The sequence below is a fragment of the Trinickia dabaoshanensis genome, assembly GCF_002879885.1.
GTDB classification, from domain to species: Bacteria; Pseudomonadota; Gammaproteobacteria; order Burkholderiales; family Burkholderiaceae; genus Trinickia; species Trinickia dabaoshanensis.
Genome location: NZ_PNYA01000006.1, coordinates 45,176 through 56,971, shown reverse-complemented (window position 1 = coordinate 56,971; position 11,796 = coordinate 45,176). Strand labels below are relative to the sequence as shown.

The following is an 11,796-nucleotide window of genomic DNA, read 5'->3' as shown; positions in this document are numbered from 1 at the left end:
CGGGCGGCTTACCGCCCGCGCTTCGAGGCAGGCCTGGACGCAGAACGATGAACGACGAAGCGGTTCCGAATCCCTTGCTGCAAGTGATCGACGTGCACAAGCGCTTCACCGGCGTGTACGCGCTGCGCGGCGTGACGTTGACCTTCGCGCGCGGTCAGATTTATCACCTGCTCGGCGAAAACGGCTGCGGCAAGAGTACGCTGATCAAGATCATTTCGGGCGCGCAGCCGCCCGACGCGGGCGAGCTCGTCGTTCAAGGCGAGCGCCACGCGCGGCTGACCCCGCTCGAAGCGCTGGCGGCCGGTATCGAAACGGTCTACCAAGACCTCTCGCTGCTGCCGAACATGAGTGTCGCCGAGAACGTCGCGCTGACCTCCGAGTTGGCCGAACACGGCGGGCGCCTCGCGCGCACGTTCGACCGGCGCGAAATGGCGCGGCGCGCGGCGCGCGCACTGGAATCGGTCGGCTTGCCGTTCGATGCCGAGTTTCAAGCGACGATCGTCGAGATGCTGCCGTTGGCCACGCGGCAACTCGTGGCGATCGCGCGCGTGATCGCGAGCGAGGCGAAGTTCGTCATCATGGACGAACCGACGACCTCGCTCACGCAAAAGGAAGTCGCCAATCTGATCGCCGTCTTGACCAGCTTGCGCGCGCAGGGCGTGACGGTGCTCTTCGTGAGTCACAAGCTCGACGAATGCTATGCGATCGGCGGCGAGGTCATCGTGCTGCGCGATGGCCGCAAGGTTGCGCAAGGGCCGATCGCCGATTACACGAAAGCGCAATTGAGCGAACTGATGACGGGCCGCGAGTTGGCGCACGCACGCTACCGGACGCAAGCGCCCGAGGCCGCCGATGTGGTGCTCGCCGTGCGCGGGCTCGGCCGCGGCCGTCAATTCAAAGATGTGTCGTTCGCGCTGCGACGCGGGGAGATCGTGGGCGTCACCGGGCTACTCGACTCGGGGCGCAACGAACTCGCGCGCGCGCTTGCCGGCGTCGCGCCCGCCGATACGGGTTCGATCGCGCTCGACGGTGTGCCGATCACACTGGCCACGCCCGCGGACGCGAAGCGGCATCGGATCGGTTACGTCCCGGAAGACCGCTTGAGCGAGGGTCTTTTTCTCGACAAGTCGATCCGCGACAACGTCGTGACGGCGATGATCTCGAGCTTGCGCGACCGCTTCGGCGGATTGGATCGCAAGCGCTCGCGCGCGCTCGCCCAGAAGACGGTGACCGACCTTCAAATCGCCACCCCCGATATCGACAAGCCCGTGCAATCGCTCTCGGGCGGGAACCAGCAGCGCGTGCTCATCGGCCGGTGGCTCGCGATCGATCCGCGCGTGCTGATCCTGCACGGTCCCACGGTGGGTGTCGACGTGGGTTCGAAAGACATCATCTATCGGATCATGCAGTCGCTGTCCGAGCGCGGCATCGGCATCGTGCTGATCAGCGACGACTTACCCGAGTTGCTGCAAAACTGCGATCGAATCTTGATGATGAGCAAAGGGCGCGTGACGGGCGAATACGCCGCGCCCGGTCTCACCGAAGCCGACTTGTATCGTGCGCTGCTCGCGCAAGCCGCTTGAATCGAAGGGCATGACTGAGATGAATCAGACGATGAGTTCAACCGATTCCGTCGACGTGGCCGGCCGGCGCCGGTCCCCCGACTGGCGCGCGAAGCTCGCGCGCCGCCCCGAGTGGCTGCCCGCCGGCTTGATCCTAATTTCGTGCGTCGTCATCGCGGCGATCAATCCGCGCTTTCTTCAATGGGCGACGCTGTTCGATCTGCTCCATTCGGCGACGACGACGTCGCTGTTCGCGCTCGGCACGCTGGTGGTGCTGGCATCGGGCGGCATCGACGTGTCGTTCACCGCGATCGCGGCATTGACGATGTATTCGATTACGAAGGCCGTGTTCGCCTGGTGGCCCGATGCGCCGTTCGGGTTGATCCTGCTCACGGGCGCGGTCGGGGGCGTGGTGCTCGGCGTCATCAACGGGTTGCTCGTGCATCGGCTCAAGGCGCCCTCGCTGATCGTGACGATCGGCACGCAATACCTGTATCGCGGCATCTTGTTGACGTTCGTCGGCACGACCTTCTTCATGAACATCCCGCACAGCATGGACCGCTTCGGACGCATTCCGCTACTCGCCTATCGCACCGTGGATGGTCTCGACGCCGTGCTGCCCGTGTCGGTGCTCGCGCTGGCGGCGGCGGCCGTGACGACTTGGTGGCTGCTCAACCGGACGATGATGGGGCGCGCGGTGTATGCGATGGGCGGCAGCCTCACGATCGCGCAGCGGCTCGGCTACAACGTGCGCGCTGTGCATTTGTTCGTGTTCGGCTATACGGGCTTGCTGGCCGGTATCGCGGGCATCTTGCACGTGTCGACCAATCGGCTCGCGAATCCGTTCGATCTCGTGGGCTCGGAGCTCGACGTGATTGCCGCCGTGATCCTGGGCGGCGCGCGCATCACGGGCGGCAGCGGGACCGTGCTCGGCACGCTGCTCGGCGTGGCGCTCGTGACGCTGGTCGATAACACGCTGATTCTGGTCGGCGTGCCCAGCACGTGGCAGAAAGTGATCGTGGGCGCCTTTATTCTCGTGGCGGGCGTGCTGTTCGCCTTGCGCCGGCGCGGCTGATCGGGGTTTATCGAGAAAGATCAAGCGCCGCGCTTGCGGGGCTCTTGCCCCTTCTCGGTGATGACCGAGTCGAACGCGTCGACCTGCGAGAACCGCACGGCTTTGACGACACCGAACTTGCTCGTATCGGCGACGAGGTGACTCTCGACGGCGTTCGCCATCGCCGCTTGCTTGATCGCCACCTCGTGGAAATTCCAGCACGTGACGCCACGCGCGCTATCGATGCCGCCCGCCGAGATGAATGCCTTGTTGATCCCCATGCGCCTGAGCATCTCGAGGCTTTCGTCGCCCGTGAACGAATCGGACGACGGCACATAGACGCCGCCCAGCAGGATCATCCGCACGTTGGGCATGCGGCGCAAAATCTCCGCGATATTGAGCGAATAGCAGACGACGGTGATTTGCATGTCCGCCGGGATCAGGCGTGCGAGCGTCGTGAGCGTCGTGCCGCAATCGATGAAGATCGTTTCGTTATCGACGATCAGTTGCGCCGCGTGCGCCGACGCCTGCGCTTTCGCCTGGGCGAAGTGATCTTCCTCTTGCTCGAGCGAATAGCCGGCCGCGTTGGGGACGTTGGCCGCGCTCACGATGTAGCCGCCGAGATAGGTGAACCGCTCGGGATTGGCCGTGATGTCGCGCCGGACGGTCATCTCCGATACGCCCAGTAGCGCGGCGGCATCGCGCAAGCGCATGACGCTGTGTTTGGCGAGCGCATCGGCAAGGGCGTGCAGGCGATCGGTTTTGAGCATCGATTCTGTGAGGGAGCGCCGCGAAGCGTGGAGGGGCCGCGTATCGAGTACGTTACATTTATAGCGGAAAGATGATCGGATTATAACAAGCGGCGACGCGGCTGCGCAAAGGAATCGGCTATGCCGCACGCAGGGGGCGTGCCGCCGGCGCGCGATCTATCCGGCCGTGCCGGCCGCCAATTGCGCGTGGACGGTGCGGGCGAGCCCGAGCAAGACGTTGCGATCGATACCGCCCGAGACCGCGTAGCCGAAGTCGCCGTCGATCCAATAAAACACGTTGACGGGTCCGTCGCGATAGAGCTTGAAGGCTGTCGCCGGCGTGCTGGGCTTGCGGTGCGAGATGCATAGCGTGACACGCTCGCCTTGCTGATCGCGATACATGAAGAGCGCGGTCGGCCCGTCGGCGCCAGGCAGCAGGCGGCCACCGGTCAGCTCGAAGCCCGCGCGCGACAGCAGCGGCGGATGGATATTCGTTCCCAGGCGATCGGTGAGCCAGCGCATGAACTGCCGCTCGTCTTGTTCGGCGGCGCCGGGCGGCCGATCCACGGCGGGCATGTAGACCACGTGCGCGACGGCCGCCTGCCGGGCAAAGCCGGCGCCGGTCCCCGCGGCGACGAAACGCGCGGCGCCGTTCTCGGTCAGCGCGAAGCCGCCGTCGGCGAAGCGGCGCGCGCCGGAATCGACTCCGGCGCCGATGCCGATGCCGAGCACGAGCGTCGCGGCAAGTGCGATCCATCGATGCCGATGCAGCAGCAAGCCTCGCTCGTCGCGATGCAAAGCGGTCTGCAAACGGGCGGGGATCGGCTCGTCCAACACGCGGTCGTAGCGCTCGTGCAACAGCGCATCGAGCGAACGGTAATGCGCCACACGCTCGGCCAGTTCCGGGTGCCGGGCCATGAGCGCATCGATCTCGATGCGCCGGGCATCCGGCAATGCGCCGTCCGCATAAGCATGCAATTCGTCATCGTCGATTGCGTTCGTCTCGTCTCTCACTTGACCACCCGTAGCTTTTCGATGGGGCGTGCGCCCGTCATCAACACTCTGAGCTTCTCGCGGCCGCGCGATAGGCGCGACATCACGGTACCGATCGGCACGCCGAGCGTCAGCGCGACCTCGGCGTAGCTCATTTCCTCCAACCCGACGAGCAGCACGACGGCGCGCTGCTCGTCGGGCAGGCGCTGCAACGCGGCGTCCAGATCTCTCACTTCGAGCGAACGCGTTTGCGATGCCGCGACGGCGAACTCGCGCTCGTCGAGGTACTCGTCGTCGACGCTCACATGCACGCCGCGCACGTGGGCGCGCCGCGCCTGATTGGCGAACAGGTTGTGCATGATCGTAAAGAGCCAAGCGCGCAAGTCCGTGCCGGGCGTGAAGAGCGCGGCGCGCGCAAGCGCCCGCTCGAGCGTGTCCTGCACGAGATCGTCGGCGAGTTCCCGGTTGTGCAGCAAGGCTCTCGCATAGCGGCGCAGTCGCGGGACGTGCGCCGCCAAGTCGTTCCGGATATCCATTCGTCTACCAAGCGCGTGCCGGCGCGGCGCCGGGATGGCGCGCGCACGCTCACTTTCCCGATGCGAACACGCGTGGCGCGAGTTTATTCCACCCGAAATGCCCCGGCCTACTCACGCATCTTTCTTCTGCCGGCGCGGGAATACTGCCGGCGAAGCCGTGTTCGCCTCGACAGTGCAGTTCCATTCTCGACACGGAGGCTCGATGAAGTGCCGTATTTTCCGCCGATCGCGCGTGCTCGCCGCCGGCATTGCCTTGAGTTGCATGAGCGCCGTGAGCGCCCCGGCGTGGGCGGGCAGCGGCGCCGCCGACGAGCGCGAGGCCGCGTTCCTCGCGGAGAACGACGAGGCCATGACGGCCATGATGACCGGAATGGAGGCGAAGCCGAGCGGAGATGTCGATCGAGATTTCGTTGCCATGATGGTCCCGCACCATCAAGGCGCGATCGACATGGCCCAGGCCGAATTGCGTTACGGCCGAAATGAAACGCTGCGCCGCATCGCGCAGGAAATCATTGTCGAGCAGCAGCAGGAAATATCGGCGATGCATTTCGCGCTAGGGCAGCCGTTGCCGCCGGCGCGGCCCGCTCCGGATCAATTTAATTAGGAATACTAATGAAAATCACACCCAAGATTTCGTTCCGGGCGGCGCTCGCCGCTTTCGCTATCGCCGCCGCGCCGCTCGCTTTCGCCGGGCAGGCTCCCGGTGCGGCCGCTGCGCCCGATATCGCCGTCAGTCATCGCGATCGCGTCTACGCCGCGGAACAGTTCTCCAATACGGTCTCGGTCATCGATCCGGCCGACAACCGGTTGCTCGGGGTCATCCGTCTCGGCGATCCGGCGCCGGCCAATTTCAGCCCGCTCTACAAAGGGCAGTTGCTCGTGCACGGCATGGGCTTTTCACCCGACCACCGGACGCTCGCGGTCGTATCGATCGGCTCGAACTCGGTGGCGTTCATCGATACGCAGACCAATACGGTCAAACACGTCACCTACGTCGGCCGCTCGCCGCACGAGGCGTTTTTCACGCCCGACGGCAGGCAGGTGTGGGTGACGGTGCGCGGCGAAGACTACGTGGCGGTGCTCGACGCGAGCACGTTCGAGGAGAAGACACGCATCAAAGTCCCGGCCGGCCCCGGCATGCAAATCTTTTCTCCGGACGGACGCTACGGGTATGTGTGTTCATCGTTCAATCCCGAAACCGAAGTGATCTCCGTTGCGGATCATAAGATCGTCGGCAAAATCGCGCAGGCCAGTCCGTTTTGCCCGAACATCGCGGCGACGCCCGACGGCAAGCAAGTGTGGTTCACGTTGAAAGACGTGGGCAAGACGCAAGTGTTCGAGGCGCGGCCGCCGTTCGCGTTGCTGAAGACGATCGACACGGGCCCCATTACGAACCACGTCAATATCGTGCGCAACGCGAAAGGACAGTTCGCTTACGTGACGGTCGGCGGGTTGAATGAAGTGAAGGTGTTCAATACCGGCGACTTCAGCCAAGTCGCCACGATCGCGGTGGGCAGCTTGCCGCATGGGCTCTGGCCGTCGGGCGATGGCAGCCGAGTGTACGTCGGCCTCGAAAACGCGGACGCGATGGCGGTCATCGACACGCTGTCCAACACCCTCTCGGCGAGCGTGCCGATCGGGCAAGCGCCGCAGGCGGTCGCCTATGTGCCCGAAGCGGTGCCGGAAGGCGACGGCACCGCGAACCTGCAGCCGCTCGGGGTGGCGGGGCGCGCGGCGCAGATCGTCCTCGTGCCGCGCGAGGGGGGCGGCGACACGCGCACGAGCGTCACCCTGTTCGACCAAGGGCTGCTGCAGGTGATGCAAGCGGCGGTGGCAGGGCTCCAACCGAAGCGGCCTTATATCCTAGGGCTTGCCGGCCATGCCGACGGTAGCGGTCCGATCGACGTGCTCTCACGTTTCATGACCAATCCCGCCGGTGCGGCGATCGTGAACGCGCTGGGCCAAATCCGCCAAGCGGTATCGGCTCCGTCCGGGGCGGGCGCCAATGAGCGCCGCTATCTCGTCATCGCCCCGGAAACCGATGGAAAGGTCGGCGAGCCGGTGCAAACGCAGGCGCTCTGAGCCAGCTCGACGCGGGGGCGGAAGGGTCGTGGAGTGACGATCGAATCCGCCCTTTTTCATTGCATCGTAGGCTGCCGTCATCTAACTTTATTTGGCAGTGCTTAATAAAATTTACCATGGGCCGAACGCGAGGAACGGCTGCAAAAACAAACGTTTACGACAACGTTTGCGCGTGATGTAAACGTTTTCTACGTTGGGGTTTGTGAGTACTTCAGATTCGGGGGAGGCGGCCGTTATATCAGACAGGTTTTGAAGGAATAACCGAAAAATGGGATTGCCTGTACTGGTGGTGGACGATTCGACGCTCGCCCGCCGACTGCTGATCAACGCCTTGCCTGAGGCGTGGGACGTCGAAATCACTCAGGCGGCCAACGGCACGGACGCGCTCGCGGCCTACCGGGAAGGACGCGCCTCGGTGATGTTTCTCGATTTGACGATGCCCGGCATGACCGGTTTCGACGTGCTCGAAACCGTGCGTGCCGAGGGGCTCGATAGCTTCGTGATCGTCGTGTCCGCCGATATTCAACCCGAAGCGAAAGCTCGCGTGAAGGCGCTCGGCGCCGTCGCTTTCATCGACAAGCCGGTGACGAGCGCAAAGCTGTTGCCCGTCTTGAAAGAGTACGGATTGTATGAGTGAGCCTATTCTCACCGAAGACCAGCGCGACGCGCTCCAAGAGATCGCGAACATTGGCATGGGCCAAGCGGGCGCGCGCCTTGCCGCGCTGCTCGGACGCTTCGTGCATCTTTCGGTGCCGCGCATCCGTATGGTGGATACCGATACGCTGCCGACGGCCGTGCGCGACATGCTCGACTTCACGGAGCCCGTGACCGCGCTGCGTCAGAGCTTTCGCTGCGATATCGCCGGCGAGGCGATCTCGCTGTTCGACAGCCGTAGTGCCGAGCATATGAAGGTGGTGTTTCGTTCCGACGATATGCATGCCGAGCAGGGCGAAGAAGAGATGTCGGACGCCGAAGCGTTGTCCGACGTCGCAAACTTGATCGCCGGGGCGTGCTTGACGGGATTGTTCGAACAGCTCGGCCAGTTGCCGACGTTTACGCCGCCGCGCGTGATCGGCGTGCAACTGAACCTCGAGGATGTCTTGCATCCGTCGAAACTGCCTTGGGATCGCGCGTTGTTGCTCGAAGTCAATTTGCAGACGGAAGACGGCGTATTCGGCTCGCACCTGCTCACGCTGATGACGGCCAAGGCGGTGCAGTCGCTCGTGACGGCGCTCGAAGGATTTCTCGCGAACCTCTGAATTTATCGTAGCTGCAGATGGACATCCCTGGTACCGCTCGCCTGAGCGAGCTCGCACTGGAACGCGTGGGACTCGGCATTTTCGCCGTGGACCGCGACTACCGGATCGTGCTCTGGAATCGCTTCATGGACGAGCACAGCGGCGTGAGCACGGCCGACGCGATCGGGCGCAGTTTCTTCGATTGCTTTCCCGACTTGCCGCGGGCGTGGCTCAAGCGCAAGTTCGATACGGTCTTTTTGCTGCACAGCGGCTCGTTTTCGTCGTGGCAGCACCGGCCCTGGCTGATGCCGTTCGAACACGATTGCCCGATCACGGGCTCGCTCGATCTGATGCAGCAAGATTGTTCGTTCATGCCCCTGATCGAAAACGGAGAGGTCGTGGCCGTATGCGTCACGATCGCGGACGTGACCGAACTCGCGGTGGCCTGGAAGGAGCGCGAGGCCGCGCTCGAGGCGCTGCGCGACTCTTCCGAGCGCGATGCGCTCACGGGGCTGTACAACCGGCGCCACGTCGATCGTCGTCTGCTAGCGGAGTACAACAGTTGGACGCGTCATCACGACTCGTTCGCCGTGCTGCTGTTCGACATCGACCATTTCAAGCGCATCAACGACACGTACGGTCACCCGACCGGCGATGCCGTGCTGCGCAAGATCGCCGCGACCGTGTCGCCGCAACTGCGCAACAGCGATATTCTCGGCCGTTACGGCGGCGAGGAGTTCATGGTGGTGCTGCCGCATTGCGATGAGTCGGGGGCCGCGGTCGTGGCCGAAAAGATTCGCCATGCCATCGAGGCCGATGCGCTCGAGGTGAGTTCCGGACCGCTCAAAGTGACGGTGAGCGTGGGCGGCTGTGCCGCGGCGCCGGGTTTGACCGGTGTCGCCGCGCTCGTGGCCGAGGCCGATCAAGCGCTATACGACGCGAAGCACGCGGGCCGCAACCAGGTGTGCATCGTCGAGCATCACGCTTGAGCGTGACTCGAGCCTGACTCAAATGAAACGCCGCCGGCGCGTAGCTACGCGAACCGGCGGCGTTCTTCATTGGGGCCGTCTTATTCTCAGTGACTTTCCGAACGGGCTGCAATCCAGTCCATCGCCGCGAACAGCACGCCCGACACGATGAACGTCAGATGCAAGATGACGAGCCAGCGCACGCGCGCTTCGTCGAGCGGGATGTCTTGTTCGGTCAGGCTCATGAACGCGCGCAACAGCGAAATCGCCGAGATCGCGACGATCGAGCCGATCAGCTTCATCTTCAAGCCCGAGAAATCGAGCGTGCCCATCCAGCTCGGGCGGTCTTCGCTATCGCCCGTATCGATCTTCGAAATGAAGTTTTCGTAGCCTGAAAAAATCACGATGACGACGAGATTGGCCGCGAGCGAAAGGTCGATCAGCGAAAGCGTCGCGAGAATGATCTGCTCGGGCGAGGCATGCAGCACGCCCCCCAGTGCATGCACGAGCTCTTGCACGAATGCGACCAACAGCATGACGAGCGAGAAGGCGAGACCGACGTAAAACGGCGCGAGCAGCCAGCGCGATTTGAAGAGAGAAAACTCGAGCAGTTTTTCCAAAGGGTTGCGTTGATGCATGGGGTGTCGTTCCTGTTTTGTTCCCGGTAGCGCGCGGGCATCGATCGACGCACCGCGCCTTTTACCGCGCGAACCGGCAATTTTACAGTTTCCTTGCGAACGCTCCACCGGCATCGACCAGGTTGCTCGCATGGTTCAGTGCGACGGAGCGAAAGCGGCTGATCGAGATCGTCGGGTGATGGGACGGAAGTCGATGATTCTACTGTCCCAGCAACCCGAAAACCGCCACACCGTTCGTCGCGCCGACGTACACGTGACCCTGCGCGATCATCGGCGTAATGAATTTATTGCCCGGGCCGAACGTATCGCGCGATCCGGCCTGATTGCTGTTATAGAGCTCTTGCCCGAGGTTGCTCGCGTTGAACGCGTGCAGCGCACCGACGCTGCCATTCTCCGCGGCCCAGACGATGGCGTTTTGCGTGCCGTTCGCGGAGACGCTCGGCGTCGTGCCCGGATAGGGGAACGTCTTCGCGCTGCTCGAGCCCGGCCTCGTCGCCAAGCGCGCCGAGGCGATCGGAAACGCTTTGAGGTGATCGCCGACGGCGCCGTAGTAGACGACGTTGCCGTAATAGGCCGGCATGCCGAACACGCCGCCGGTGAGTTGTCCGTCGATCTCCTGCCATATCGCGTTTTTGGTGCTGTTGAACTTGCCCATCGCATCGCGATCGACGACGTAGATATTGGAATCCTTGCCCGCGCCCACGGCTAGGTGCCGCGTCGTGCCGGTTGTGTCGGCCAGATCGGGCAGGACCAGCGCGCCGCCCGAGCCGAGATCCACATCTTGATTCGACTGCGCGACCGTATTCATCGGGGCGAAGTAATCGGCGACAGATAGTTTCGGCGAGGTGGCCAACTTAAGGAACGTATTGCCGTAGTCGCCGTTCACGGGGAAGCCGCTGCTATCGAGTGTCGAGTCGAACGTGCCGTTGGCGTCGAGCAAATAAAGGGCGCTGCCGTCGGACGCCATGCCCGCTCCGCTCATCCAAACGGAGCCTTCGCTGCCGTTCGGCGTGAGATCGATTGCGCTCGTTTGCGCGAGCGTATCGGCGTTATAGGCCATGACCCAGCCGCCGTAGGCGCCTTCATCGCAATGCGACGTCCAGGCGAGATACAGGTTGCCGTTCACGAGCGTCAGCGCTTGCCGCTCGGCATACTGCGCCGGATTGAACGTGGCGACGCCGTTCGCGCTGATCGCACCGTTGCCGGGGAAGCTCGCGGCGATTTCGACCGGGCCGCCGAACATCTCGTTTCCCGAGGACAGATCGAGGGCGTGCAGGCGCTGGTGATAGGCACCGTTCGCGTCCTTGCTCATCGCCACCGCGTAGAGCACGCCGTTCGCGCCGCGCGAGCGATCAATGACCGGTGTGGACGTAATGCCTATCTCGGGCGTGATCTGACTGCAGCTACGGTTGTCGCTCGTTGTCTCGCCGCTGCCTAGCAGCGAGCGCTTCCATAGCATCGAACGGGTATCGGCGTCGAACGCATAGACGCTGTCGTGCTCGGTGACGACGAAAACGACATTGTGAGCCGCGCCGCCCATCGAAACCTTGCCCGCGTAGAGCGGCTCGGCGTCGACTTTGCCGTCGGCCGAAAGGAAGCCGACTTTGCCGAATTGCGTGGAATTGACGTTGGCCTGCGTAAGGATGGTTTCCGCTAGATAGTGTCCGGTGCGGGCCAGGTCGTTGTGATAGGTCAGCACGTCGGATGCCGATGCCATGCCGGCTCCGCTTCCCGCGCCGCTTCCGGTGCCGCTTCCAGTGCTGCTTCCCGCACCGCCGCCCGAGCCGCCCGCGCTGCCGCTGGGAGCCGTGCCGCTCGAACTGCTTCCGCCTCCGCCTCCGCTACAAGACGAACACAGCGCCCCCAAGATGCATATCAGTGCGCCATACTCGATGGCTCTCGACGCGAGGTGAGGGGTGTGCGTGCGGTCCATGAGCGTCTCCGAAACGCGGATAGGCTCGATACTTAGCATTTCT

At 63.7% G+C, this 11,796-nt stretch carries 12 protein-coding genes; 7 read left to right on the top strand and 5 right to left on the bottom strand.

From position 1 onward, the window contains the following. The first annotated feature begins 47 nt into the window (after positions 1-47). The gene (locus tag C0Z18_RS08035) at positions 48-1,583 is read left to right on the top strand and encodes a sugar ABC transporter ATP-binding protein (protein WP_102644878.1); all 1,536 of its coding nucleotides are present in this window, start codon (positions 48-50) and stop codon (positions 1,581-1,583) included. Between the two features lie 19 nt (positions 1,584-1,602). After that, positions 1,603-2,637, top strand: a complete 1,035-nt coding sequence (locus C0Z18_RS08030) for an ABC transporter permease (RefSeq protein ID WP_408646980.1) — start codon at positions 1,603-1,605, stop codon at positions 2,635-2,637. A gap of 20 nt (positions 2,638-2,657) precedes the next feature. Here the strand turns inward: C0Z18_RS08030 and C0Z18_RS08025 are convergent, their stop codons facing one another. From C0Z18_RS08025 to C0Z18_RS08015, 3 genes are all read right to left on the bottom strand, one after another. Continuing rightward, the gene (locus C0Z18_RS08025; protein ID WP_102644876.1) at positions 2,658-3,386 is read right to left on the bottom strand and encodes a DeoR/GlpR family DNA-binding transcription regulator; all 729 of its coding nucleotides are present in this window, start codon (positions 3,384-3,386) and stop codon (positions 2,658-2,660) included. Positions 3,387-3,542: 156 nt separating this feature from the next. Then, positions 3,543-4,379, bottom strand: a complete 837-nt coding sequence (locus C0Z18_RS08020) for an anti-sigma factor family protein (protein WP_102644875.1) — start codon at positions 4,377-4,379, stop codon at positions 3,543-3,545. Then, positions 4,376-4,894 carry a sigma-70 family RNA polymerase sigma factor gene (locus C0Z18_RS08015; RefSeq protein ID WP_102644874.1) on the bottom strand — a complete coding sequence of 173 codons (519 nt, stop codon included), beginning with the start codon at positions 4,892-4,894 and terminating at the stop codon, positions 4,376-4,378. The genes C0Z18_RS08020 and C0Z18_RS08015 overlap by 4 nt, the downstream gene beginning before the upstream one ends. 262 nt (positions 4,895-5,156) lie before the next feature. Between C0Z18_RS08015 and C0Z18_RS08010 the strand changes: the two genes are divergently transcribed. The 5 genes from C0Z18_RS08010 (at position 5,157) to C0Z18_RS07990 (ending at position 9,203) form a co-directional block, all read left to right on the top strand. Beyond that, positions 5,157-5,498 (top strand): DUF305 domain-containing protein, encoded by a 342-nt coding sequence (locus C0Z18_RS08010; protein WP_233217249.1) that lies wholly within the window; start codon positions 5,157-5,159, stop codon positions 5,496-5,498. Between the two features lie 8 nt (positions 5,499-5,506). After that, positions 5,507-6,976, top strand: coding sequence for a YncE family protein (locus C0Z18_RS08005; RefSeq protein WP_102644872.1), 1,470 nt, complete (start codon positions 5,507-5,509; stop codon positions 6,974-6,976). 268 nt (positions 6,977-7,244) lie between these two features. Next, on the top strand, positions 7,245-7,613 hold the full coding sequence (locus C0Z18_RS08000) for a response regulator (protein ID WP_102644871.1): 369 nt from the start codon (positions 7,245-7,247) through the stop codon (positions 7,611-7,613). Then, on the top strand, positions 7,606-8,235 hold the full coding sequence (locus C0Z18_RS07995) for a chemotaxis protein CheC (RefSeq protein WP_102644870.1): 630 nt from the start codon (positions 7,606-7,608) through the stop codon (positions 8,233-8,235). Before C0Z18_RS08000 ends, C0Z18_RS07995 begins: the two co-directional genes overlap by 8 nt. Before the next feature lie 17 nt (positions 8,236-8,252). Then, a complete protein-coding gene (locus tag C0Z18_RS07990) occupies positions 8,253-9,203 on the top strand; it encodes a sensor domain-containing diguanylate cyclase (RefSeq protein ID WP_102644869.1) in 951 nt (316 codons plus the stop codon). 86 nt (positions 9,204-9,289) lie between these two features. Here the strand turns inward: C0Z18_RS07990 and C0Z18_RS07985 are convergent, their stop codons facing one another. Then, positions 9,290-9,820 carry a TIGR00645 family protein gene (locus C0Z18_RS07985; protein ID WP_102644868.1) on the bottom strand — a complete coding sequence of 177 codons (531 nt, stop codon included), beginning with the start codon at positions 9,818-9,820 and terminating at the stop codon, positions 9,290-9,292. A gap of 199 nt (positions 9,821-10,019) precedes the next feature. Continuing rightward, positions 10,020-11,753: a PQQ-binding-like beta-propeller repeat protein gene (locus tag C0Z18_RS07980; RefSeq protein ID WP_102644867.1), complete on the bottom strand. Its 1,734-nt coding sequence runs from the start codon at positions 11,751-11,753 to the stop codon at positions 10,020-10,022. Between the last annotated feature and the right edge of the window lie 43 nt (positions 11,754-11,796).

Excerpts from the sequence above, each read along its gene's own strand:
- C0Z18_RS07990 (WP_102644869.1), top strand. The coding sequence starts at position 8,253 with ATGGACATCCCTGGTACCGCTCGCCTGAGCGAGCTCGCACTGGAACGC.
- C0Z18_RS08000 (WP_102644871.1), top strand. The coding sequence starts at position 7,245 with ATGGGATTGCCTGTACTGGTGGTGGACGATTCGACGCTCGCCCGCCGA.
- C0Z18_RS08010 (WP_233217249.1), top strand. The coding sequence starts at position 5,157 with ATGAGCGCCGTGAGCGCCCCGGCGTGGGCGGGCAGCGGCGCCGCCGAC.
- C0Z18_RS07980 (WP_102644867.1), bottom strand. The coding sequence starts at position 11,753 with ATGGACCGCACGCACACCCCTCACCTCGCGTCGAGAGCCATCGAGTAT.
- C0Z18_RS07985 (WP_102644868.1), bottom strand. The coding sequence starts at position 9,820 with ATGCATCAACGCAACCCTTTGGAAAAACTGCTCGAGTTTTCTCTCTTC.
- C0Z18_RS08030 (WP_408646980.1), top strand. The coding sequence starts at position 1,603 with ATGAATCAGACGATGAGTTCAACCGATTCCGTCGACGTGGCCGGCCGG.
- C0Z18_RS08005 (WP_102644872.1), top strand. The coding sequence starts at position 5,507 with ATGAAAATCACACCCAAGATTTCGTTCCGGGCGGCGCTCGCCGCTTTC.
- C0Z18_RS08015 (WP_102644874.1), bottom strand. The coding sequence starts at position 4,894 with ATGGATATCCGGAACGACTTGGCGGCGCACGTCCCGCGACTGCGCCGC.
- C0Z18_RS07995 (WP_102644870.1), top strand. The coding sequence starts at position 7,606 with ATGAGTGAGCCTATTCTCACCGAAGACCAGCGCGACGCGCTCCAAGAG.
- C0Z18_RS08025 (WP_102644876.1), bottom strand. The coding sequence starts at position 3,386 with ATGCTCAAAACCGATCGCCTGCACGCCCTTGCCGATGCGCTCGCCAAA.
- C0Z18_RS08035 (WP_102644878.1), top strand. The coding sequence starts at position 48 with ATGAACGACGAAGCGGTTCCGAATCCCTTGCTGCAAGTGATCGACGTG.